This is a genomic window from Vibrio sp. R-1, assembly GCF_035615595.1.
GTDB classification, from domain to species: domain Bacteria; phylum Pseudomonadota; class Gammaproteobacteria; order Enterobacterales; family Vibrionaceae; genus Vibrio; species Vibrio cholerae.
The window spans coordinates 1-23820 of sequence record NZ_WPDC01000052.1 but is presented as its reverse complement, the minus strand read 5'-3'; the positions used below and the strand labels follow the sequence as shown (position 1 = coordinate 23820).

Annotated in this window: 19 protein-coding genes; 7 read left to right on the top strand and 12 right to left on the bottom strand. The window is 49.8% G+C overall.

Going from position 1 to position 23820, the window contains the following annotated elements; genetic code table 11:
• Positions 1 to 61: 61 nt before the first annotated feature.
• The 3 genes from pulA to aspA all read right to left on the bottom strand — a co-directional run bounded on the left by pulA (position 62) and on the right by aspA (position 6948).
• A complete protein-coding gene (pulA, locus tag GOU96_RS11805) occupies positions 62 to 3667 on the bottom strand; it encodes a pullulanase-type alpha-1,6-glucosidase (RefSeq protein ID WP_080478849.1) in 3606 nt (1201 codons plus the stop codon).
• Positions 3668 to 4061: 394 nt separating this feature from the next.
• Positions 4062 to 5369, bottom strand: a complete 1308-nt coding sequence (locus tag GOU96_RS11800; protein WP_000638377.1) for an anaerobic C4-dicarboxylate transporter — start codon at positions 5367 to 5369, stop codon at positions 4062 to 4064.
• Between the two features lie 127 nt (positions 5370 to 5496).
• Positions 5497 to 6948, bottom strand: coding sequence for an aspartate ammonia-lyase (gene aspA, locus GOU96_RS11795; RefSeq protein WP_000224048.1), 1452 nt, complete (start codon positions 6946 to 6948; stop codon positions 5497 to 5499).
• Positions 6949 to 7192: 244 nt separating this feature from the next.
• Here aspA and GOU96_RS11790 point away from each other — a divergent pair, with 244 nt between their 5' ends.
• On the top strand, positions 7193 to 8131 hold the full coding sequence (locus tag GOU96_RS11790; RefSeq protein WP_258503394.1) for a GGDEF domain-containing protein: 939 nt from the start codon (positions 7193 to 7195) through the stop codon (positions 8129 to 8131).
• A gap of 91 nt (positions 8132 to 8222) precedes the next feature.
• Positions 8223 to 8708 (top strand): FxsA family protein, encoded by a 486-nt coding sequence (locus GOU96_RS11785; RefSeq protein WP_069648412.1) that lies wholly within the window; start codon positions 8223 to 8225, stop codon positions 8706 to 8708.
• 33 nt (positions 8709 to 8741) lie between these two features.
• On the opposite strand, the gene trmL is transcribed toward GOU96_RS11785, so the two are convergent.
• From trmL to GOU96_RS11765, 4 genes are all read right to left on the bottom strand, one after another.
• Positions 8742 to 9218, bottom strand: a complete 477-nt coding sequence (gene trmL / locus GOU96_RS11780) for a tRNA (uridine(34)/cytosine(34)/5-carboxymethylaminomethyluridine(34)-2'-O)-methyltransferase TrmL (RefSeq protein ID WP_069648411.1) — start codon at positions 9216 to 9218, stop codon at positions 8742 to 8744.
• A gap of 52 nt (positions 9219 to 9270) precedes the next feature.
• Positions 9271 to 9888, bottom strand: a complete 618-nt coding sequence (locus GOU96_RS11775; RefSeq protein ID WP_181724761.1) for a superoxide dismutase — start codon at positions 9886 to 9888, stop codon at positions 9271 to 9273.
• A gap of 132 nt (positions 9889 to 10020) precedes the next feature.
• Complete coding sequence (gene cpxA, locus GOU96_RS11770; RefSeq protein ID WP_001239213.1) at positions 10021 to 11415, bottom strand: envelope stress sensor histidine kinase CpxA; 1395 nt, start codon at positions 11413 to 11415, stop codon at positions 10021 to 10023.
• The gene (locus GOU96_RS11765) at positions 11415 to 12101 is read right to left on the bottom strand and encodes a response regulator (RefSeq protein WP_000940152.1); all 687 of its coding nucleotides are present in this window, start codon (positions 12099 to 12101) and stop codon (positions 11415 to 11417) included. Before GOU96_RS11765 ends, cpxA begins: the two co-directional genes overlap by 1 nt.
• A 187-nt stretch (positions 12102 to 12288) precedes the next feature.
• Between GOU96_RS11765 and GOU96_RS11760 the strand changes: the two genes are divergently transcribed.
• The 3 genes from GOU96_RS11760 to pfkA all read left to right on the top strand — a co-directional run bounded on the left by GOU96_RS11760 (position 12289) and on the right by pfkA (position 15123).
• Positions 12289 to 12792 (top strand): CpxP family protein, encoded by a 504-nt coding sequence (locus GOU96_RS11760; protein WP_000761519.1) that lies wholly within the window; start codon positions 12289 to 12291, stop codon positions 12790 to 12792.
• 200 nt (positions 12793 to 12992) lie between these two features.
• Positions 12993 to 13898: a CDF family cation-efflux transporter FieF gene (gene fieF, locus GOU96_RS11755; RefSeq protein ID WP_000712635.1), complete on the top strand. Its 906-nt coding sequence runs from the start codon at positions 12993 to 12995 to the stop codon at positions 13896 to 13898.
• Positions 13899 to 14160: 262 nt separating this feature from the next.
• Positions 14161 to 15123 carry a 6-phosphofructokinase gene (gene pfkA, locus GOU96_RS11750; RefSeq protein ID WP_000591796.1) on the top strand — a complete coding sequence of 321 codons (963 nt, stop codon included), beginning with the start codon at positions 14161 to 14163 and terminating at the stop codon, positions 15121 to 15123.
• Positions 15124 to 15209: 86 nt separating this feature from the next.
• On the opposite strand, the gene glpX is transcribed toward pfkA, so the two are convergent.
• Complete coding sequence (glpX, locus tag GOU96_RS11745) at positions 15210 to 16217, bottom strand: class II fructose-bisphosphatase (RefSeq protein WP_267782584.1); 1008 nt, start codon at positions 16215 to 16217, stop codon at positions 15210 to 15212.
• A gap of 320 nt (positions 16218 to 16537) precedes the next feature.
• Here glpX and zapB point away from each other — a divergent pair, with 320 nt between their 5' ends.
• Positions 16538 to 16780 carry a cell division protein ZapB gene (zapB, locus tag GOU96_RS11740; protein ID WP_000007388.1) on the top strand — a complete coding sequence of 81 codons (243 nt, stop codon included), beginning with the start codon at positions 16538 to 16540 and terminating at the stop codon, positions 16778 to 16780.
• Between the two features lie 62 nt (positions 16781 to 16842).
• Here the strand turns inward: zapB and metF are convergent, their stop codons facing one another.
• The 3 genes from metF to GOU96_RS11725 form a co-directional block, all read right to left on the bottom strand.
• Positions 16843 to 17730, bottom strand: a complete 888-nt coding sequence (gene metF, locus GOU96_RS11735; RefSeq protein ID WP_000542397.1) for a methylenetetrahydrofolate reductase — start codon at positions 17728 to 17730, stop codon at positions 16843 to 16845.
• A gap of 286 nt (positions 17731 to 18016) precedes the next feature.
• Positions 18017 to 20428 (bottom strand): bifunctional aspartate kinase/homoserine dehydrogenase II, encoded by a 2412-nt coding sequence (locus GOU96_RS11730; protein WP_267782587.1) that lies wholly within the window; start codon positions 20426 to 20428, stop codon positions 18017 to 18019.
• Between the two features lie 12 nt (positions 20429 to 20440).
• Entirely contained in the window at positions 20441 to 21607 is a 1167-nt protein-coding gene (locus GOU96_RS11725; protein ID WP_000213236.1) for an O-succinylhomoserine (thiol)-lyase, read from the bottom strand.
• Positions 21608 to 21874: 267 nt separating this feature from the next.
• Here GOU96_RS11725 and metJ point away from each other — a divergent pair, with 267 nt between their 5' ends.
• On the top strand, positions 21875 to 22192 hold the full coding sequence (gene metJ / locus GOU96_RS11720) for a met regulon transcriptional regulator MetJ (RefSeq protein ID WP_000796267.1): 318 nt from the start codon (positions 21875 to 21877) through the stop codon (positions 22190 to 22192).
• A gap of 110 nt (positions 22193 to 22302) precedes the next feature.
• Here metJ and GOU96_RS11715 read toward each other — a convergent pair whose 3' ends face one another.
• Positions 22303 to 23580, bottom strand: a complete 1278-nt coding sequence (locus tag GOU96_RS11715) for a malic enzyme-like NAD(P)-binding protein (protein WP_053034337.1) — start codon at positions 23578 to 23580, stop codon at positions 22303 to 22305.
• Positions 23581 to 23820 lie beyond the last annotated feature (240 nt).

Here is a 23820-nt window from a genome sequence, read left to right as displayed (position 1 = left end):
CCAGTGGCTTCCCTTGTCATTAGGTGTTGTTGATTCGAGGATGCGAAAGCTTTCCCTTTACTTAAGGATGTCGTTTTTCAAATACGGCGACTGACCATGCAGGAACGCTAAGTCGCTGGTTAACAACGCTCGCGGCTGCGCCGTTATAAGCGATGGAACGATTACCCAGATCCGCTTGAATGGCATGCAACTGATAATCGGTGGCATCAAAGTGGGCAAACTCGGTGAGCGGTGTTGGGCTGGCGTTGAGTACCACCACCAAGCCTGATCGCGCAGCATCGAGGGAAGCATCATGCAGATCACCTTGGTTATCAATGCTCATCACTATGACGCCCGGAATTTGCTCACTGCCTGTGTTGTGGAAATGGACGCGTTTGATGATCTCACTGCCTTTGCCTAACGTGAGTAAGGATGACGAGCGACGCAGTTGCACCAATTCATTGAAATAATCATTCATGGTGGCAATGTCGGCGGCTTGTGGCTCGGCATTGGCTCCGGCTTGCGCAATCACGGTTTCAATGATCGACCAGTTGCTGCTGTCCTTGTCTTGACGTGGCAGGCCCACATTCCAGTTATTGCTGGTTTTGCCAAAATCAACGCGGTTATACCAGTCACCAGAGTCGTAAGAGTCACGCTGCATGGATTTAGAACGCAGTAACTCGCTTCCCATGTGCACAAAAGGCACACCTTGGCCTAATACCGCCGTCGCTAAGCTGACCGCTTGCATGCGCACTCGAGTGCGGAGTGGTAGCGCATAGTCAATTTTGTACTGCTGGTTATCCCACAAGGTTTGGTTATCGTGCTTAGAAACATAGTTTTGGATCTCCCATGCATCATTGGCATAACCTGCCGCTTGCCCGTTGTAGTCGAGTTCTGAGCCCTTGATGGTGTTGCCTGTTTGGTCAATAAAGGTGAAGGCTTTTAAATTTCCTGCCATACCAAGGCGAGTTAAATCTGCCAAGTGCAGTGCTTGAGCTCGCGTGTTGTTGCTCAGATCATTTTTTTGCACATAAATACCGTTACCCCAGCCTTGGTTAGCGCGTAGGCTCGCTTCACCATCAAATGGACCGCCACCGCGCACGGCATCACGCAGACGATCTGAAAACGAGCCAATGCCCGTTCCGGCCAAATTGGGTTGGGTTGCCTGTTTGAACTGGCGATCATTCGCCACTTCGCCAAAGTTCCAACCTTCGCCGTAGAAGTAAACATCAGGATTGATTTGCTTGGCCGCCGTTAAGGTTTGCTCAATTTGCGCCAGTGGGTGATGTCCCATCAAATCCCAGCGGAAGGCATCGATTTTGTACTCTTTAACCCAAGTACGAATCGAATCATCAATCAACTTAGCAAACATGCGATTTTCCGGTGCGGTATTCGAGCAGCAAGTAGAATTCTCGACCTGACCACTCCACTCATTCAAGCGTTGGTAGTACCAAGGGACGATGCGATCCAGTACCGATTTATCCGAAACCCCCGCTTCGTTGGTGTGGTTGTAAACCACATCCATCACCACATTCATCCCAATCTCTTGTTTGACCGCTTGCACCATCTCACGAAATTCTTTGATGCGGGTAACGCCGTCAGGTTGAGTGGCATACGAACCTTCAGGCACGGTGTAGTGGAACGGATCATAGCCCCAGTTGAAGCTATCCACATCACGCAGAAAACCATTTAAACGCTGCACGAGAGGCTGCTCTTTCGAGTCTTTGGCTTTTAACGTGGTAAAGACGCTTTGCAGTGTGTCATTACCAGTGCAGTAAGCCGCTAAGTCACTGTCGTTTTTGAGTACGGGTTTGAGATCACACAAACGGCTAAATGGCTGATCCAAATTGACCACTTGCTCTGGGTCTTCATTGATGGTGGCAATATCAAACACGGGCAGCAAATGCAGATGGGTCACACCAGAACGAGCTAGCTGTTTTAAATGTTGTACGGGCTGACTCTCTTGCTCGCTAAAGGCGGCAAATTTACCGCGGTGCGCCGAAGTGACGGTGGTGTCGTGGGCAGAAAAATCACGGACGTGAGCTTCATACAAAATAAAATCGGCACGCTCGTGTTGTGGATGTGGCGCAGCTAACGTATCCCAGCCCTCAGGTTTGAGATCGGCATGATTGAGATCCACTACCTGACTGTAGAGTGAATTGATGGCCAAACTGTGCGAGTAAGGGTCTGTCACTTGATAGGTTTCAATCTGGTCAGTCGCAGGGTGATAGACGGTGATTTGATAGCGATAGTAATCGCCATGCGCCAGTGCCGTATTGACGGCACTCCAACTGCCTGACTGGGTATCAAAGCTCATCGCAATCGGTGTTTTGGCTTGTTTATCCGTCCCGTAAGGGATCAGCGATACCGCTTGCGCTGTCGGAGCCCATAAGCGGAAAGTGGTGCTGCCATCAGGATTGATCAGCGCGCCATATTGCAAAGTGCTCGCGCTATCCGCATACAGCGCATCCAAGGCACTGGCGGGCTGCACTTCGGTTGCTAAAAGGACGCCTGTGGCATCACTGGCGACCAGTAACAGTTGGCCTTGCAATAAAGTTTTGAGATCTAACCCTGCGGCTTGGAAATCAAACTCAAAGCCACGAAAGTCTGAGGTTAAATGCGGTTTTTGCTCTTGCCATTCGGTGCCGCTTGGGCGCTCAGAGGTAATCGTATGGTCGGCATTGAGTACGGTTTTACTGGCACTGTCAAAACGGAGTTGACCTTGTCGGGAGTAATACAGAGTGGCTGATGTCGCCTCCAGATTGCCCACCAGTAAGGTCGACGCATCCGCAAAAATCGCGCTTGCACCACTCAGTTCAACCTGATTTTGTGGCCGTTTTGCCAAAGGTTGGTAGTAAATCTTATCGGTGCCTTTGAACACAAAGCCGATAGGGCCAATCGCTCCTGTTTTGGTGAAATCTAGTTTCAAATTGGCGGTTTGATAGTCGCCGTTGGTTTTATTGTTGGGGATGACATTGATGCAGTTATCGTGGCCATTAATCGGTAAATCCCAATAAGGGCCATAGGTTTTACTGTATCCGCTCGGCGCGATGCCCGGCCAAGCTGAATTGCTGGCCGCATAGTTTTGGCATTCACCTTCATTCCACACATGCAGGGTGAAGAAGCTTTCATCGCCATCTTGCGTATTGAGATACAGGCGCGCGGTATTGGCCGGCAGTGCATTGCGGGGGATTAACTCTGGATAGACTGCCGCAACGCCTTGCTGGGTGTAAACCGCATTACCCGCACCTAACTGAGTTAAATCGACTTTGGCATCGTAATCGCCCAGTGGTTTTTGCCCATCAATCCGTGGAATAAAGTTAATGCACTGAGTGGGTTCATTCGCATGATAGGGCAACTCCCAATAGGCGCCTAACTCATCATCAATCCCGGTGGGCAATAGACCCTTAGCCCAATCGTTCGCGTCGGGGTGATTGCCCGCATAGGCCGCGCACTGCTCATTGTTCCAAACATAAAGAGAAGCTTTGCTGTAAGGCGAGCTGTCACCACTGCGCTGGGCGGTGGTCGCTTGGTAATAGACTTTCACCAACTGTTGAGGGGTGACTGGGCCTTGGGTGTTGTTATCTGGATTGGTGTTTGACTCATTGCAGCCGAGCAGCACGGTACTGGCCAACATCGGCAGCAGCACGCGATTCACGCGTGAGAGATTGAAAGTAGGATTATTCACGTTCTCGTTCCTTAGAATTATAGAGGTTGTTGTTCAACGCTATGAATAGGCTAAGGAAAATGCTGGGCTACGGAGTGTGAGACAACTCAATAAAGATCTTTTCGATGAAGAAAAATCCTCAAGCAGGGCAGAACATCACGAATGGTGGGAGGAGGAGCCGTGATTTAGAGCACGGATTGTAGGGTGAGATGACGTGCTATACAGAGCAAAGCCTTACTGAGCGCGCCAGTTAGCCTCGCTTTGCCTGATGGTGATGACAAGGTAGGGTTTGAAACGGATCGCATTTCTCAAGAAGATGATTTTCAGGAGAAATAAAGCTCCTCTAATCAGGAGAATGGCGATTGGCAGCGACAAAAAAAGGGAGCCGCAGCTCCCATGATTTTGCACTTTATTCTTAGATAAACAGACTGCCAAATAGGAAGCCAAAGGCAACGGCGCTGGCGATGGTGACCACACCTGGAATAAAGAATGGGTGGTTAAATACATAGCTACCAATACGCGTTGAACCTGTGTCATCCATTTCTACCGCGGCCAACAAGGTTGGGTAGGTTGGCAGTACGAACAGGGCGCTCACTGCAGCAAAAGAAGCCACTGCCGTCAGAGGTGCTACACCAATCGCCAGTGCTGCAGGCATCAGCGCAACTGTGGTTGCACCTTGTGAGTAAAGCAGCATAGAAGCAAAGAACAGCACCAGTGCCAGCATCCATGGGTAGTCAGCCAGCAGAGTACCAGCCACTTCTTTGATGCCATCGACGTGTGCGTTGACAAACGTTGAACCCAACCAAGCCACACCCAGTACACAGACACAGGCTGTCATACCTGAGCGGAAGGTTGAAGCGGCTGGAATTTGTGCCGCGTCAATCTTAGTCAGTAGCACAATACCGGCTGCAGCTGCGAGCATGAAGGTCATGATCGCTTCGTTACGGCCAAGCGCTGGGTTTTCGATTAGACCAATCGAGTTTGAAATCGCCGCCGCGTAGCACACCACCAGAATGATCGCGGTGAGGAAGATGTAAGTCGCGGTTTTCGCGGTTGGCAGAATTTCACGCTTCTGAGTACCCGCAAGCTTGATCAGACCTTGTGCCAGACGCTCTTGATAAATCGGATCATCTTTCAGCTCGCTGCCCATAAAGTTGGCCACAAACGCACCGACCATACAGGCGGCGAAGGTGGTTGGGATACAGATCGCCAGCAGTGTTAAGTAATCCACACCAAACGGCACCAACATCGCGGCAAAGGCAACGACGGCCGCTGAAATCGGTGAAGCGGTGATCGCGATTTGTGAGGCAACAACAGCAATCGAGAGTGGGCGTGAAGGACGCACGCCTTGACCTTTTGCCACTTCGGCAATCACAGGCAAAGTGGAAAATGCGGTGTGGCCTGTACCTGCCATCAGTGTCATCAGGAAAGTGACAATCGGAGCGTAGAAGGTGATTCTTTCCGGATGTTTACGTAGGAAGTTTTCGGCCAGTTGGACCAGCCAATCCATACCGCCAGCCACTTGCATTGCGGCAATTGCGGTGATGACCGACATGATGATCAAGATGACGTCGACCGGAATAAAGGCTTGTTTAGTCGGTACGCCAAGGATTAATGACAAGGCGATCACACCAGCACCACCGGCCAAACCAATGCCGATACCGCCAATCCGTGCGCCTATGAAGATGAAGAGGAGAACAATAGCCAGTTCGACCCAAATCATAATGATTACCTCATTTAAAGATGAAAAAATTATCTCAACACTCACCATAACGAGCGTTCAAATAATGCTTTCACCGCATTGAGTTTGATGAGAAAAGCCCCCAACAAAGGGGGCTTAAACCGAACGATTATTCGTAACGTTTTGCTTTGTACTGAGGATGCATCAGGTTCTCAACCGAGAAGATGTCATCGAGCTGCTCTTCAGTCAGCAAGCCGCGCTCAAGTACCACTTCGCGTACGCTCTTACCGGTTTCGGCACAGATCTTACCAACAATGTCCCCCTCATGGTGGCCAATGTATGGGTTTAAGTAAGTCACGATACCGATAGAGTTAAACACGAAGTTTTCACAGATTTCTTTGTTGACTGTGATGCCATCAATGCATTTGTCGCGTAGGTTGACACAGGCGTTAGTCAGCAGAGAGATAGACTCAAACATCGCTTGAGCAATCACAGGCTCCATGACGTTCAACTGCAGTTGACCCGCTTCTGCGGCGAATGTGATGGTGTTGTCGTTGCCGAATACTTTAAAGCAAACTTGGTTCACCACTTCTGGGATTACTGGGTTTACTTTCGCTGGCATGATGGATGAACCCGCTTGCAGTTCAGGCAAGTTGATTTCATTCAGACCTGCACGTGGACCAGAAGAGAGCAGACGTAGATCGTTACAGATCTTAGAGAGCTTCATCGCTAGACGTTTCAACGCGCCGTGCGTCATCACGTAAGCACCACAGTCAGAGGTGGCTTCAATCAGATCTTCAGCCGGAACGGTTTCTAAACCTGTCACTTGCGCCAGATATTTCACGGCCAGCTCTTGGTAACCCGGAGCGGCGTTCAGGCCTGTACCGATCGCGGTTGCGCCCAAGTTCACTTCCAAAAGCAGTTTTGAAGTGTATTGTAGCGCGCGGATCTCTTCATTCAGCGTCACAGCCCATGCGTGGAATTCTTGACCTACGGTCATAGGTACGGCGTCTTGCAACTGAGTACGACCCATTTTCAGGATGTTTTTGTACTCAGCCGCTTTAAGTTCGAATGAGCCTTTTAGGTATTCAATCGCATCAATCACTTTCAGGATGCTGTTATAAACCGCGATGCGGAAACCCGTTGGGTATGCACAGTTGGTTGATTGGCTCTTGTTTACGTGGTCATTAGGGTTGATGAACTCGTATTGACCTTTTTGTTTGCCCATCAGCTCGAGTGCAACGTTAGCAATCACTTCGTTGGTGTTCATGTTCACTGACGTGCCCGCACCACCTTGGAATACATCTGACGGGAATTGATCCATGCACTTACCTGTTTCAAGAATCAAATCACACGCTTGAAGGATGTAGTTCGCCACATCTTTAGGAATCACGCCCAGCTCTTTGTTTGCCAGAGTGGCCGCTTTTTTGGTCATGATCATGCCGCGTACAAATTCAGGCACGTCAGAGATCGTAACGTTAGAGATGTTGAAGTTTTCGACAGCGCGAAGGGTATGAATACCGTAGTAAGCATCAGCAGGAACGTGACGTTGACCTAACAGATCTTCTTCAATGCGGGTAGCCGGAGTCGCTGTTTTAGGCGCTTCAGATAGGGTAGCCATAAGGGGATCCTTAGATAATTATTCTGGTAAAAAACTAAATTAATAGCCATTTCTGTAATTTAAGAATCCATTCGTCAGAGTTTTTGGCTGGAAATCCGTCCTGACTTACGAGGCACATAATACTGTAAATGCATATTAAAAATAGTAACTGGATCACCTTTTAATACAATTTGATGGAAAATTTGCTGAGAGTTTTATCTATAGCTATATAAAGAGAGAAAGCGGTATAAAAAGGAACGGATTTATGGTGAATCGTGCCGATTCAGCAAGGTTATTGTCGGACCAAGATCTACAAGGATATGTCAGCCGCATACTGGATGTGATTCCGCTGCCGATCATTATTTCTAAATCTTCTGTGCTCGGACAAGGCGAGCGTGAGCATCTGCATTTTAATAAAGCTTTTGTGAAAGAGCTCGGCTATACCATGGCGCAACTGCCAGATATCGAGACTTGGTTTGAAAGGGCTTACCCACACATTGACTATCGACAGGAGATCATTGCGCAATGGCAAAAGACGGTCGATGAGGCGCGGGCGCAAGGTGAAGATGTCGCGCAGATGCCCGCTTTGATCATGTGCGCTGATGGGGTACAGCGATGGTTTTCCGTCTCAGCGCAAATCGAACCGGCCTGTCGTGACGATCTGCATATCATTACTTTTCGCAATATTCATGACTATAAAATCTCTCTTGCTGAAGCTGAGCGACAATCGCAAATTGATCCATTGACTCAATTGAAAAATCGCCGAGGTTTCTTCACTTGGAGTGAGCCGATAGCACCTGAGACGCTACTGGGGTTGATCATTTTTGATATCGACCATTTTAAGCAGATCAACGATACCTACGGCCATCCTGCTGGAGACTATGTGCTGCGCCAAATCGCCGGATTGTTGGAGCAAAACTTACCTCCACTGTCTTGCTGTGTGCGTTGGGGCGGTGAAGAGTTTTTGGTCTGCTTTGAATGCGACGACATGGCGAATGTGATTGGGCTGGCCGAAAACATACGAGGCTATGTTGAGAGCCATACCTTGATGTGGCAAGGGCAACAGATTGCGTTGACGCTCAGTGCTGGGTGCACCATAGGAGCGATGATGAGTCACAATTGGGACAATTTGTTACACACTGCTGATCAAGCGCTGTTGTCGGCGAAACGCTTGGGGCGCAATCGGGTGATTGCTGATCGGTAAACAAAAAGTGTTTGTTGGCGTCGGTTTTCTCTCTGGGTGACTTGTCAGCCATCTCGGTTGTGGTTAACGTGACCAAAACCAAGGAGGCATTGTGTTCCCGATACTACTGTTTTTATTTATTGCAGTCCCTGTGATTGAAATCGCGCTGTTTATTCAAGTCGGCGGCGTGCTCGGAGTGTGGCCGACCATCGCCCTTGTGCTGTTAACCGCAATTGTTGGTGCTTCGCTGGTGCGTAGCCAAGGTTTACAAACGCTGTTAACCGTACAACAGCGCTTAGCGCAAGGCCAACTGCCCGCACAGCAAATTTTAGAAGGGGTAATGTTAGCCGTGGCGGGTGTGTTGTTACTGACCCCAGGCTTTTTCACGGACATCCTCGGTATGCTGGTACTGCTGCCTGCGCCGCGTGCTTATTTCGCAAAGCAGTTGATGAGCCGTGTGGTGGTCGGCAATATCCACGCCAGTGGAGCCGGTTTTGAGCAGCCCAAGCCTTTTCACGATCGTGCAAATCCAAACGGCACGACCTATGAAGGTGAGTTTGAGCGCAAAGACGATCAAGACCAGCACCGTTTGAAATAATACCTTAGGTCAGTCGGTTACTTTGATGGTGTATTAGCGTGCGCCATCAAACCCCATTTGACGCCACGCTTCAAAAGCAATAATCGCTACCGCATTGGAAAGGTTTAGGCTGCGCGCTTCTGGCATCATAGGGATTCGAATCCGCTGCTCGGCAGGCAAGCTGGCAATCAGCTCGGCAGGCAAACCGCGTGTTTCTGGGCCAAACAGCAGCACATCGCCTGGTTGAAATTGGGCATCTACATGATGTTGTGTGGTTTTCGTGGTGCAAGCAAACAAGCGGAAAGAGCCTCGCTCACGCTGTAAGTATTCGATAAACGCGGCGTAATCTTTATGGCGCGTCACTCGAGCTAAATCATGGTAATCCAAACCGGCGCGGCGCACCTTTTTCTCTTCCAGATCAAAACCCAGTGGCTCGATGAGATGCAAGTTCGCGCCGCAGTTGGCACACAAACGAATGATGTTACCCGTATTGGGCGCGATTTCGGGTTCGTAGAGAGCGATATCAAACATAACGGATGGTCAATGAAATAAAGAAGGGGCGAGTATAGCCCCTTCTGATGATTTACGCAGCTTGGGTGAGTGCGATAGCGTAGTTTTCACTGACCGCTTCCCAGTTCACCACATTCCACCACGCATCAATGTACTCAGGGCGGCGGTTTTGGTAGCGAATGTAGTAAGCGTGTTCCCACACATCAAGGGCAAGAATCGGCTCGCCACGCACGGCAACCACATCCATCAATGGGTTGTCTTGGTTGCTGGTGGAAGTAATGCTCAGTTGACCTTGTTGCACGATAAGCCAGGCAAAACCAGAGCCAAAGGTGTTCACGGCCGCTTGCGAGAAGGCTTCTTTGAACTGCGCAAAACTGCCAAATTGACGTTCTATCTCTGCGGCCAATTCGCCTTGTGGCTCGCCGCCACCGTTAGGCTTCATGCAGTTCCAATACACAATGTGGTTATAGTAGCCACCACCGTGGTTACGCACGGCCGCGGGTAAGGTCGAAACGCGCGCGAAAATCTCGCTCAGTGGTCTATCTTCATGCTCAGTCCCCTTGATGGCAGACAGGAATTTATCGTAGTAAGTGCGGTGGTGCTTGCTGTAATGCACCTCCATGGTCTTGGCATCAATATAAGGTTCTAACGCATCGTAAGCGTAAGGTAGATCGGGAAATAGATGGGGCATAGTATCCTCCTTGGATGAATATCGCTTGGCTATCAGCAAGGCGGATAGCAAGGGTATTCTTTTATGTTAATGATAATTAATATCATTAACAACCTGAAGATTGTGAGGATATTGCTGCCCCGAGTTACTGCGTTAAGCGCTCGCCAGAGGTAAAGTAAAGCGAACTTGTAAGCCTCCTAAGTGACTGCGGTTTGCGCTGATAGTGCCACTGTGTTGGCGAATGGCATTTTCGGTGATGGCTAAACCAAGCCCTGTGCCACCGCTGTGTCGATCCCGCGCTGTCGAGACGCGATAGAACGGGCGGAAAATATCCGCCAACTCCTCTTCGGGTACACCTTCGCCATCATCATCGACGCTCACGATGAGTTGCTGGTCTTGAATGGTAAAGGCTACGTGGATCTGCTGTTGCCCGTAGTGGATCGCGTTACGCACCACGTTTTCCAATGCACTCATCAGTAATTTGGGCGTGCCGTTGATGGTTCGCTCTGGGATCGCGTCAAAAGTCAGCGTTTTGTGCATCTGTTCAGCTTCAAATTGCGCATCTTTGAGCAACTCTTCCCATAAGCTGCTCAGTGGCTGTACTTCGCGCATTAAATGGCTATTGATTTGCATGCGTGAGAGCGCCAGTAAATCCCCAATCATCTGCTCTAAACGTTGTGCTTCGGTATCGATCCGCTCTAATTCACTGCTACTGCCGAGTTTACGCATTGCCAGCGCGTTGGCCATGCGTAGCCGAGTTAAGGGGGAACGCAATTCGTGGGAGATGTCAGAAAGCAGTCTTTGCTGCCCAGAAACCATCTGATTGACTGCATCCACCATCTGGTTAAAGCTGCGTCCCGCCTGTTGAAACTCCGCTGTGCCGCGTTCTAATTTCGGGTCATGCACAAATTCGCCCCGCGCGACACGCTGCGCGGCTTGAGCCAGATTTTGCGCCGGTTTACTCAAGGCCCACGCCAGCCACAGTAGCAGCGGGGTGCTCACCAGCATGATTGCCAACAACAGTTGGAAGGGTTTATCAAACAAACGCAGCAAAAACGGCGGTGGTTCATCCCAGCGCATACCGACATACAACAGCAGATCTTGCTTAGCTAACGTAATGGGCACTGGGCCTGCCAACATATAACGGCCATACAGGCGCTGCTGCGGTTTTTGAACCGATTCAATACTGGAGCAGAAGTTTTGCATCGCTTTAAAACGAAAATCGGTCTGCTTTGAGTTGGTGATAATGTTGCTTTCTAAATCGGTGATAAAAAAACGCGGCTGACCATCGTGTTTACGGTGCTGACTGTCTGGCCCTTCGAGCTGAAACAGAATGGCTCTTAAGTCGGTTTGGTTGCGAAATTGCTGTTCAAAGCGATCTCTGCTCTCGAGCAAACGTTGATGCGTTTCGGGTGATAAGTCACGCGATTTACGCGGGTCAAGATGAGGTAGGGTCAATACCGCGAACAGTACCAACAGCATGGTAAACCAGAAAATCGCAAAGATGCGCCCATACAGGTTATTCAATTTCGGTAACGGTAGACGCATTACTCCTCCTGAACCATTAAGTAGCCGCGACCGCGCAAGGTTTTGATCCGTGCTTTGCCATCCGGCCGCTCAGGCAGTTTTTTGCGCAGGTTAGACACATGCATATCGATGGCTCGATCAAATGCGGCAAGGTGTTTGCCGAGCACTTCAATGCTCAGCATCTCTTTGGTCAAGGTTGCTCCGGGCGACTGCACAAAGTGAGTGAGTAGGGCAAATTCCGTTGTGGTCAGTTCCAGCAGTTGTCCCTGGCAGTAGGCTTCCTGTTTCCCGGGGTAGACTTGAATGTCCTGACACTCGATGACATCGCTGTTTTTAGGCGTGAGGCCGTTTTGCGTACGGCGCAAAATCGCACGAATACGCGCCAGCAACTCGCGGTCGCTAAAAGGTTTGGGTAGATAATCATCAGCTCCGAGCTCTAAGCCGATCACCCGATCGATCTCTTCGCCTTTCGCGGTCAGCATTAAAACCGGCGTTGCCCATTTTTCGCGCAGACGCTTGAGGGTTTCCATGCCATTAAGCTTAGGCATCATCACATCGAGTAGGATCAAGTCGATCTCATCGCTGACCGCAGCTAGTCCGGCTTCACCGTCATTGGCTTGTGAAATTTCAAAGCCTTCGTACTGTAAAACCTCGGTCAATAGACTGGTCAATTCGGTGTCATCGTCGATCAAAAGGATATGTGCCATAGCTGCCTCGTGTATTGCTTGGTTACCTTCAGTTTACCGTGAAAAAAGTGCTGTGGTCAGTGAGTAATCTGCTCTTTACGATTCTTTACGCTCCCTATACGTCACTTGACCTTGCAAGTCGTAATCTATGTTCAAGCGCTGCAGAGCAGCCTAATCGATAACGAAACGAAATATAGAGGAACGAACAATGAAACTTGCCAAAAAAATGATTTTAGCCGCGGCTGTCCTACCGCTGACTCTGGGAACGACGGCGGCGCTGGCTTACGGTGGTCACGGTTGGGATAAAGAGGGTGATGGACATTGTGGCGACCGCGGTGAGCGTGGGATCTGGAAACAGCTTGATTTAACCGCTGAGCAGCAAGCCCAACTCAAAGAGATGCGAGAGGCTGGACGCGAAGAGATGCGCGCTAATCGCGGACAAAACCATGATGCGATGAAAGCATTGCATGCGCAGGAGCGTGCTCTGGTGCTCGCGGCTGATTTTGACCAAGCAGCCGCTGAGAATCTGGCAAAACAGATGGTAGATCAGCAAGTGACTCATCGCGTAAACATGATGGAAAAACGCCATCAAATGATGAGCATTTTGACTGCCGAACAGAAAGCCAAGTTGCAAACCCTGCAACAAGAGAAAATGGCGGAATGCATGCAAGATGGCCAACATGGCAAAGGCAAAAAACACGCTAATCAATAATCGAACGACTCACGACTCTTACTTCAACAGGGCGGCCTAAGTGCTGCCTTGTGGTTTTTGGTTTCTCGGTTATCTCCTCCTTCTTCCGCTTGAAGCGGCGCAGTGTTGACTAGGCTCGTTCTACCCAATACCTGCAACGCTCACTCGTTTGGGTATATACTCGGTCTTCTGTCTGACAACCCAAGAAAAAGGGAAGCGTGATGAAAAAAGAATACGCTCGTTTGGTCACCATGGCCGCTTGGACCGCGACGGCGGTAGCCTCGCTGCTCTTGGTAGTCAAAGTTGCAGCGTGGTGGGTAACGGGGTCAGTGAGCTTACTGGCGTCTTTAATCGACTCGGTACTCGATATCGCCGCCTCTGTGGTTAACCTTATCGTATTACGTTTTGCACTACAGCCCGCTGACCATGAACATGCGTTTGGGCATGGTAAAGCAGAATCACTCGCGGCACTGGCACAAGCCATGTTTATTTCGGGCTCCGCGTGCTTTTTGATCCTCAACGGTGTCGATCGCTTCTTCCGACCTCATGAATTGAATGCTCCTGAATTAGGCATCTATGTCAGCGCCATCGCCATGTTGGTGACTTTTGGCTTAGTACTGTTTCAGCGCTATGTGGTCAGAAAAACCGGCAGCCAAGCGATTGCCGCAGACTCGCTCCACTATCAGTCCGATCTGCTGATGAACGCGGCCATCATGGTTGCGTTGGGATTAAGTTGGTGGGGATTGGGTCAAGCGGATGCCATTTTTGCGATCGGTATCGGTCTCTATATCTTATTCAGCGCCTTTAAAATGGTGCATGATGCGGTGCAGACGCTGCTTGACCGTAAATTACCCGATGAAGAGTTGGAACAAATTCATGCGATCTGCCTCAGTGTGGCTGGCGTGATTGGTATGCATCAACTGCGTACGCGTATGTCCGGCCCGGTGCGCTTCATTCAGCTCCATTTGGAATTAGATGACAACATTTCGTTGCTGGAAGCACATCAGATCTCGGATCGGGTGGAGGATAAATTGCGTGAACATTTTGTGGGGGCTGATGTTTTGATCCACCAAGACCCGCATTCCGTGGTGCTTGAGGCCGAGCAGCAACAAAAATCGCTCCAGTGAGGCGACAAAAGGCGTCAGTTTGACTATCTTTTCCCCAAGTTAACAAAAAAACGCCAACCCTGACATGAATCAACACAGGGTGAGCACAAAACTGTAATACTCTTACATAAGTAGAAAACTTACAGAATTTAGTGCAAATAACAGTAGTATTCCTAATCGGGAAAGGTAACATTACGCACAGTTTTTGAATTTTTCTGTCTGGTTCCTTACAAGCCAGACGGCGTAGAAATTGATATTCGATTCGCAAAGTTCGAGGGTGAGCATGATTAAAAAAATCGGTGTTTTGACGAGTGGTGGCGATGCCCCAGGTATGAATGCAGCTATTCGCGGCGTGGTGCGTACAGCACTTGGCGCAGGTTTAGAAGTGTTTGGTATTTACGACGGTTACCAAGGTCTGTACGAAGATCGTATCAAGCAACTAGACCGTTCAAGCGTGTCTGACGTGATCAACCGTGGCGGTACTTTTTTAGGCTCTGCACGCTTCCCACAATTTCGTGAAGTTGAAGTGCGCGAAAAAGCGATTGAAAACCTGAAAAAGCACGGCATCGAAGCGCTGGTCGTGATTGGTGGTGACGGCTCTTACATGGGCGCAAAAAAACTGACCGAAATGGGTTTCCCTTGTATCGGTCTGCCAGGCACGATTGATAACGATATCGCGGGCACCGACTACACCATTGGCTATTTGACTGCCCTGAACACCGTTATTGAAGCGATTGACCGTCTGCGTGATACCTCTTCTTCACATCAACGTATCTCTATCGTAGAGATCATGGGTCGTCACTGTGGTGACTTGACGCTGACCTCTGCGATTGCGGGTGGCTGTGAATACATCATCACCCCGGAAACGGGTCTGAATATGGAGCAGCTGATTTCCAATATCAAAGATGGTATTGCGAAAGGTAAAAAGCACGCGATCATTGCGCTGACTGAGCTGATGATGGATGCCAACAAACTGGCCAAAGAGATTGAATCGGCGACAGGCCGTGAGACTCGCGCAACCGTATTAGGCCACATCCAACGGGGTGGTAAACCAACCGCATTTGACCGTGTACTGGCATCACGCATGGGTAACTACGCAGTGCATCTATTGATGGAAGGTCACGGTGGTCGTTGTGTCGGTATCCAGAAAGAACAACTGGTTCACCACGACATCATTGATGCGATTGAAAACATGAAGCGTCCTGTACGCACCGACCTGTACAAAGTCGCTGAAGAGCTGTTCTAAGCTCGCAGCACTTTGTATTCAGAGACAAAAAAGACCGCCAAGGCGGTCTTTTCTATGCGGGTCTGTTTATATGATAGATACGCGGGTTAGAGAATGATGTCGCGCACTTGTTGGTCTTTACGCTCCAGATAGTGAATCGAGCGAATACGACGAATGGTGCGACAGCGGCCGCGGATCAGCAGTGTTTCTGTTGTTGCGATATTGCCTTTGCGACTGATGCCATCAAGCAAATCACCTTTGGTTATGCCAGTGGTCGCGAAAATCACGTTATCGCTGCGTGCCATGTCTTCCATTTTCAGCACTTTACCGGCTTCTACGCCCATTTCTTGACAGCGTTCGAGCTCTTTTGCACCCCAAATTCGATTATCTTCGCTATCGCCTTTGACTTGATGACGCGGCAGTAAACGGCCTTGCATGTCGCCATCCAGCGCGCGGATCACCGCCGCAGAGACTACGCCTTCTGGTGCCCCACCAATGCAGTACATCATGTCCACTTCACTATCGGGCATACAGGTCAGAATCGATGCGGCGACATCGCCATCCGGCACCGCAAAAACGCGTACGCCCATTTGTTGCATCTCGGCGATGACGTTATCGTGGCGCGGTTTGGCAAGCGTGATAACCACCAAATCGGTTAAGGGTTTGCCGAGTGCTTTTGCGACATGGTTTAGGTTATCTTTGAGCGGCAAATTGAGGTCGATGCAGCCTTTTGCTCCGGGACCAACCACCAATTTTTCCATGTACATATCGGGGGCTTTTAAGAAACTGCCTTTTTCACCAGCTGCGAGCACGGCAAGGGCATTGGATTGTCCCATTGCAGTCATGCGCGTGCCTTCGATAGGGTCAACTGCAATATCAACCGCATCGCCACCCAGACCGACTTGCTCACCAATGTAAAGCATTGGCGCTTCATCAATTTCGCCTTCACCAATCACAATTTCACCGCTGATCTCCGTTTGGTTGAGCAGGATGCGCATCACTTCTACCGCAGCACCATCGGCGGCATTTTTATCGCCACGTCCTAACCATTTATAGCCTGCGAGTGCGGCACCTTCGGTGACGCGGGAAAAAGCCATTGCTAAATCGCGTTTCATGTTTGCTTTGCTCCAAACCCAAGAGAGAAATTTTGCGCGGCATTCTACCACACTCCCAAGTAAACGTTTGCCTTTTGCGGCGATTCGCCTTTGCCTTTGATCAAAAACGCGCAAGAAAAGTCGAGGTTTGCTCGAAAATGCCAGTTCGGATCGGGCTTAGCGGCTCGTTAAGTTAAGCTTGGGTCAAATTGCGCGGTTTTTTTAACCGAATAGCGAAAAAGACCGAACTTAGGGCGTGTTTCTGTGCACAGGGCTGAGTAGAATGAACTCAATCAGTGAAGTCCACTTCACCTCAACCGAATCAACAAGGGTAAAACGTCATGTCTTTTGAAGTATTAGAAAAACTGGAAGCGAAAATTCAAACTGCAGTCGACACCATTGCACTGCTGCAAATGGAAGTTGAAGAGCTGAAAGAAGAAAAGCAACAGCTGCAAAATGAAGCACAAGAGCTGCGCGAAGCGCGTGAAGCACTTGAGCAACGTGCACAGCAAGTTCAGCAAGAGCATGCGGCATGGCAAGAGCGCATTCGTAGCCTGCTGGGCAAAATGGAAGACGTGGAATAATTTTCCTCATGAAAACGCCGACAGTGATGTCGGCGTTTTTGATCGAGGCTCGAAGTTTTCACTTAAGCTTGTGGGCGAACGCCCAAGGTGTGGCATAACGCGTAGGTCATTTCGGCACGGTTTAGGGTGTAGAAGTGGAAATCCTTCACCCCTTCACGGCACAGCACGCGCACCATATCAATGGCTTGGCTTGCACCTACCAACTGGCGAGTCACTGGATCGTCTTCTAATCCTTCAAACTGCTTCACCATCCAATTCGGAACTTTGACGTTGTTTTGCGCAGCAAAGCGCGACGCTTGTTTAAAGTTAGAAACCGGCAGAATGCCAGGCACGATTTCTACCTCAATCCCAGCCGCCACACAGCGATCGCGAAAACGCAGGTAGCTTTCTACATCAAAGAAAAACTGCGTGATGGCACGATTCGCACCCGCCTCGACTTTACGTTTTAAATTGAGCAGATCCGCTTGCGCACTTTTCGCTTCAGGGTGCACTTCAGGGAAGGCTGCCACGGAAATATCAAAATCGTGGCGTGATTTGAGCAGCGTCACTAGATCGGAAGCGTACATCTCTGGCTTACCACCGCCAGCCGGGATATCACCACGCAGCGCCACAATATTCTGGATGCCGTTATGCCAGTAGTCATCGGCGATCTGGATCAGTTCATCACGAGTAGCATCGATACAAGTCAGGTGTGGCGCGGCAATTAAACCGGTTTGATCTTTGATCGCTTTAATGATCGAGTGAGTACGGTCACGCTCACCAGAGTTTGCGCCATAAGTGACCGAAACAAATTTCGGTTGGAGTGTTTTCAGACGGTGTACCGAGCCCCAAAGCGTTTCTTCCATTTGTGGTGAGCTGGGTGGAAAAAACTCAAACGAAACATTGATGTCGGAAAGCTCCGCAATGTTTTGGTTCAATGCATCGATATGGCTAGCGTGTGTATATCCCATCTTGTACTCCCTGTGACCAAGTGTCACTGCCTGAATCTGAATTGACGTTTAGACGTCTATATGGCTGTAGAATGTCGTGAATGCGCTTTGATGTCAACCTCGCCATTATGAAGATTACTCATGTTGATCGTGAAGTCGATTCACGCTCGAAAATGTCATTCAGCACTATGTATGGTTCTTGGTGAGAGAGATAGAGCATGATGCTTTCTATACCCAAAAGTATAGAGGATGGGAGGGAAAGCTCGCCATTTCGACGAGCTTTGTTTTAAGGGGCAGAACAAGAAACTTAGAGTAGGCTCGCGAGCAGATTCAAATCCGACTGAATCGCGCCAGCGGTGACTTCACGCCCTGCCCCGGGGCCACGGATCACCAGTGGGTTGTCCCGATACCATTTGCTTTCGATGGCAAAGATGTTGTCACACGGCAGTAAGTTAGCCAGTGCATGATCTTGCTCTAGCGCTTCAACGCCCACGCTAGCTTTGCCATTTTTCTCTAGCCTTGCGACGTAGCGCAGTACCTTGCCTTGCTTCTGTGCACGGGCGAGACGTTCGGCGAGCTGCTCGTTGAGCAGTTTGCTGTTGTCGAGAAAATCATCCAACGATACAGAGCGCAGCTCGGCAGGTACCAATGATTCCACTTTGACATTCTGCGGCTCGATCTCAAGGCCTGATTCACGCGCCAAGATCACCAATTTACGCATAACATCAGAACCATCGAGATCACTACGCGGATCGGGCTCTGTTAAACCTTGCTGCCACGCTAAATCCACCAGTTCACTGAATGGCAAGCTGCCGTCGTATTGCTGGAACAGCCATGAGAGCGTGCCGGAGAAAATGCCCGAAAGTGCCATGATGTCATCGCCGCTTTCACGTAGGTCACGCACTGTGTGGTTAATTGGTAAGCCCGCGCCTACCGTGGCGTTATACAGCCAGTGGCGGCCAATTTTGTGAAAGGCATCTTTAACTTGATAGTAATAATTCCCCGCAGCAGAGCCAGCCACTTTGTTGGCGGAAATCAGGTGCAAACCGTGTTCGGCAATGTCGAGATACTGCTCAGCTAACTCTTCGCTGGCGGTGACATCAATCACGACTGCTTCATCGTACCCTTCTAATGCGCCGAGTTTTTTCAGCCAGCTTTGCTCTTGGTTGGGCAGTGCTTCATCTTGGAAATGCGTGGCCACTTGGTTTGGATTAATGCCTTGCTCATTAAACCAGTAGGTTTGGCTATCGACTACCGCAACCAACTCAAAATTCATGCCGTGGCGTTGTTCCAATTTCTCTTTTTGTTCGGCAAACAACTTGAGCCAGCTGGAGCCAATATTGCCTTTGCCACACAGCGCAATCGCGACGCGTTTTTGAGCTTGGAAGAGCTGTTTGTGAATGGCGTTAACCAATGAATGAATCGGCGTTTGGCGCAGTACGGCAACCAAACTGAGGCTTGATTCTGACGCGCTGATAAATTCGACCGGTAAGGCATTCAGCTGTTGGTAGAAGCCATAACAGTGGTTCGGGTTTTTGGTGACGCCAGCACCCACTGCCGCAATCAGGTCATAGCCTTCTTTGAGTTTGATTTCCGCTTCGAACGCGGCATCTTGCAGCGCCGCAAATGCACCAGGCGCAATTTCTGCGGTGTAAGCTAAACGCAAACGGTATTGGTCAGGTTGTGCTTCGTAAGTCAGCGGTTGCAGTTGCACGCGCTGCAAGTGTTGTAACACATCTTCTTGCAAGCGCTGGAAATCATGGTGATGAGCAAAGCTCAGCTCAATCAGCAGCACATCATCGAGCGAAGTAATGATTTTCGCGCCGCGACCAGAAGCCAGTACACGTTCAATGCGAGTAGAACCCGATTCCGGTTGGTGGCTGCAACGTAAGTGAAGCTCCATGGTGCTTTGTGCCACAGGTTGGAGTGTACGGCTGTGCAGAACTGGAGCAGCTAAGCGTGCCAGCTCATTGGCTTCATCGAGTCTTAGCAGTGGCAGCAAACACGCATCGCTGACAATGCGTGGATCGGCACTGTACACGCCAGCCACATCACTCCAAATGGTCACGCGTGATACTTCAGCCAGTGCGCCAATCACGGTCGCAGAATAATCGGAACCGTTACGACCGAGCAGGACAGTATCGCCCTGTTCGTTTTGCGCCATAAAACCGGTGATCACCACGCGGCGCTGGGTATGTTGTGCCAACACGGCTTTCAGTAGCGGGTAAGAGCGCGCGCGATCCACTTCCGGTTGTGTGCCTGCTTCGGCACGTAAAAACGCCCGCGCATCTTGCGCGACCGCTGGTAAATCTTGCTGGTTCAGTAACGTGGCGAGCAGGCGTGCCGACCAGAGCTCACCATGCCCCAAAACCCAAGCGTATTGCGCGTTACTAAGAGGAGCCGTGAGCTCGCCTAACACGCTGATCTCTTGTTGCAGTTGGCTAAGTAGTGGTTCGGCTGCTTCGTTGCTGAGTAGCTTAGTAATCAATTCAGACTGATATTGGCGCAGCGCATGTAAGGTTTCATGGGCAACGCGACCATCTTTACTGAGTGCTTCGACAAAACTGATCAAACGGTTAGTGGTTTTGCCAGCCGCAGAGACCACCACCAGATCATCACTTTTGGAATAACTTTTAAGAATTTTCGCGACACGTTGATAACACTCAGGGTCGGCAAGGCTACTACCACCAAATTTATGCAATTGACGGGGATGGGTCATTTACAGATCTCCTTAATTCGCGGCAAGAGTGTGCAAAAAGGCTTGGTCAAGATCGGCAATCAGATCAGAGGCATCTTCAAGACCGACGGAAAGACGCAGCAACTGCTGGGAAATACCCGCTTCAGCTAAGGCTTCTTCGCCCATTGCACGATGAGTCATAGACGCGGGATGGCAGATAAGACTTTCTACCCCACCAAGTGACTCCGCCAGTGAAAACAGCGCCAACTTACCCACAAAGAATTTCAGCTGCTCAAAACTGCCGGCAAACTCGAAACTGAGCATAGCGCCAAAGCCAGATTGCTGTTTTTTGGCAATCTCATGACCCGGATGGTCGAGCAGACTTGGATGATAAATTTTGCCAACCAAAGATTGAGTCTGTAGATAAGCCAAAATCTGTTGCGCACTCTCTTCATGCACGCGCATCCGCGCACCCAGCGTGCGAATGCCACGCAAGGTCATGTAGCTATCAAATGGAGTGCCGGTTGACCCTAAACAGTTGCCCCACCAAGCCAACTCTTCGGCATGTTGCTTGTGTTTACAGATCAACACGCCGCCAATCACATCCGAGTGACCATTAATGTATTTGGTGGTGGAGTGCAGCACAAAATCCGCGCCCAAGGTGAGCGGCTTTTGGAATACTGGAGTTAAGAAGGTGTTATCTACCGCCACCAAAGTGCCTTGTGCTTTCGCTAACTGACAAAGATGAGCAATATCCACCACACGCACTAAAGGGTTGGAGGGGGTTTCAATCAGCAGCAGTTTGGGCTTACGGGCCAAAGCTTGGGTGAGTGCGGCTGCGTTGGATTGATCCACAAACTGCACTTTGAAATCGCCTTTTTTAGCGCGAGTGTTGAGCAAGCGATAAGTGCCGCCATAGCAGTCATGCGGCGCGACAATCAGATCGTCAGGGCCTAACAAGGCTGTGACCCATAAATTGATGGCCGAAGTGCCACAGTTGGTCACTACGGCACCTTCTCCACATTCAAGCTCATATAAGGTTTGTTCTAACAGGCCTCGGTTTGGGTTGCCTGAACGGGTGTAATCGTATTTAGGTACTTCGCCAAATGCGGGAAAACCATAGTTGGTCGAAAGATAAATGGGGGGCACAACGGCATGGTATTGAGTGTCCGATTCAATCCCGGTACGAACCGCAATGGTGGCTGGCTTGCGTGTGGTCATGGAGTTTCCTTGCTGGCTATTCTGTCCTAGAGGGCTTCATCATATACCTTTCCTGCTTTAAGCTGCAGTATCGGTTGTCGCATCGCAACTTTCCCTAACTGGGGGATGAGGTTTATCCGTTGCCCATAAATTACTCGACACTTTACTGATGTTAAATAAAGACGTCAACACTTCTAGACGTCTGTATGTCTTTGCTTATGGCGGTAAATCCCGCTAAAATTAGGGCCTTTGAAATTTCGATTCGAACCACAATAACGAAGGTGCGCAATGGCAGACTGGAATGGCGAATACATCAGCCCCTATGCAGAGCATGGGAAAAAGAGCGAGTTGGTAAAAAAAATCACGGTATCCATTCCGCTAAAAGTTCTCAAAGTGCTAACGGATGAGAGAACACGCCGTCAAGTCAATAACTTACGTCACGCAACCAACAGTGAATTACTGTGCGAAGCCTTCTTGCATGCTTATACAGGCCAGCCGCTGCCGACGGACGAAGACCTACGTAAAGATCGCCCTGATGATATTCCTGCCGAAGCCAAACGTTTGATGACCGAAATGGGGATTGAGTTCGAATCTTACGATGAGTAACGATTGGCGTGAGTGATACGGGTTCATTGAACAAATCCTGCTTATAAAAAAGCCCCTCATATAACTGAGGGGCTTTTTTTATCGACTTTTTATCCAAATAAACAAGCAGATTAAGCCTGCATGTAGTTTTCTGGCATTGGGATACGAGCAACACCTGATTCCACTGCCGCTTCCGCGACGGCGCGTGCTACGCGTGGCAATAGGCGTGGATCCATCGGTTTTGGAATGATGTAATCAATACCGAAATTGAGCTTATCCACTCCAGCAGCTGCCAGCACTTCGGCTGGCACAGGCTCTTTCGCCAGTTGGCGAATCGCCTCTACTGCGGCGAGTTTCATCTGGTCATTGATCTCACTCGCGCGTACATCGAGTGCTCCACGGAAAATGAACGGGAAACAGAGCACGTTGTTAACTTGGTTCGGATAGTCGCTGCGGCCTGTCCCCATGATCATGTCGTTACGCACTTGATGAGCAATTTCTGGCTTGATTTCAGGATCTGGGTTAGAACAGGCAAACACCACAGGCTTGTCGGCCATCAGCTTAAGGGCATCCGCTGGCAGCAAGTTAGGGCCAGAAACGCCTAAGAACAGATCCGCGCCCGCAATCACATCTTCCAGCGTGCGCTTGTCGGTGTTGTTGGCAAACAGTGCTTTGTATTCATTGAGATCATCACGGCGAGTGTGGATCACGCCTTTGCGATCCAGCATGTAGATTTTCTCACGCATTGCCCCGCATTTGATCAGTAGCTCCATACACGCCACCGCTGCTGCACCCGCACCAAGGCAGACGATAATACAGTCTTTCAGTTGTTTACCTTGCAGCTCAAGGGCGTTAAGCATGCCAGCCGCGGTGACAATCGCAGTACCGTGTTGGTCATCGTGGAATACAGGGACATCACAACGCTCAATCAGGCGGCGCTCAATTTCAAAGCAGTCTGGGGCTTTGATATCTTCTAAGTTGATGCCGCCGAAAGTATCAGCAATGTTAGCGACAGTATCGATAAATTCGTCGATGGTGCGGTGTTTTACTTCAATATCAATCGAATCCAATCCAGCGAAGCGTTTAAACAGCAGTGCCTTACCTTCCATGACAGGCTTAGAGGCCATCGGGCCTAAATTTCCCAACCCTAAAATTGCGGTGCCGTTAGAGATCACGGCCACCGTGTTGCCTTTCGCGGTGTACTTATACACATTGTCAACGTTTTGCGCGATTTCACGCACTGGCTCAGCTACACCTGGGCTATAAGCCAGAGCGAGATCGGCAGCAGAATCGGCTGGCTTGGTCAGTGCAATACCAATTTTTCCCGCGGTTGGGTAAGCATGGTAATCCAGAGCGCGTTGGCGAAATTGTTCTTCAGGCGTTGGGTTGAGGCGATTGTCATCGGACATAGGGCTGTTCTCTTATTGTTATTTATGGGGGAGGTCGCAAATTTTAAAGTAACTATTGCAAACTGCCTAGGTTAGACACTGAGCAAAGCGTACAAAAAAAGCGAAGATCTTGCTGATAAGACCAGTGAAAATGTGAATCGCGGAGAAGAAATAGCCAGAATGTGCCAATTCAAAGGGTTTTATATGCAGATAAGTGAGTGTCCAATTCATTCTCGCTGAAAGCGAGATGGGATAGTGGTG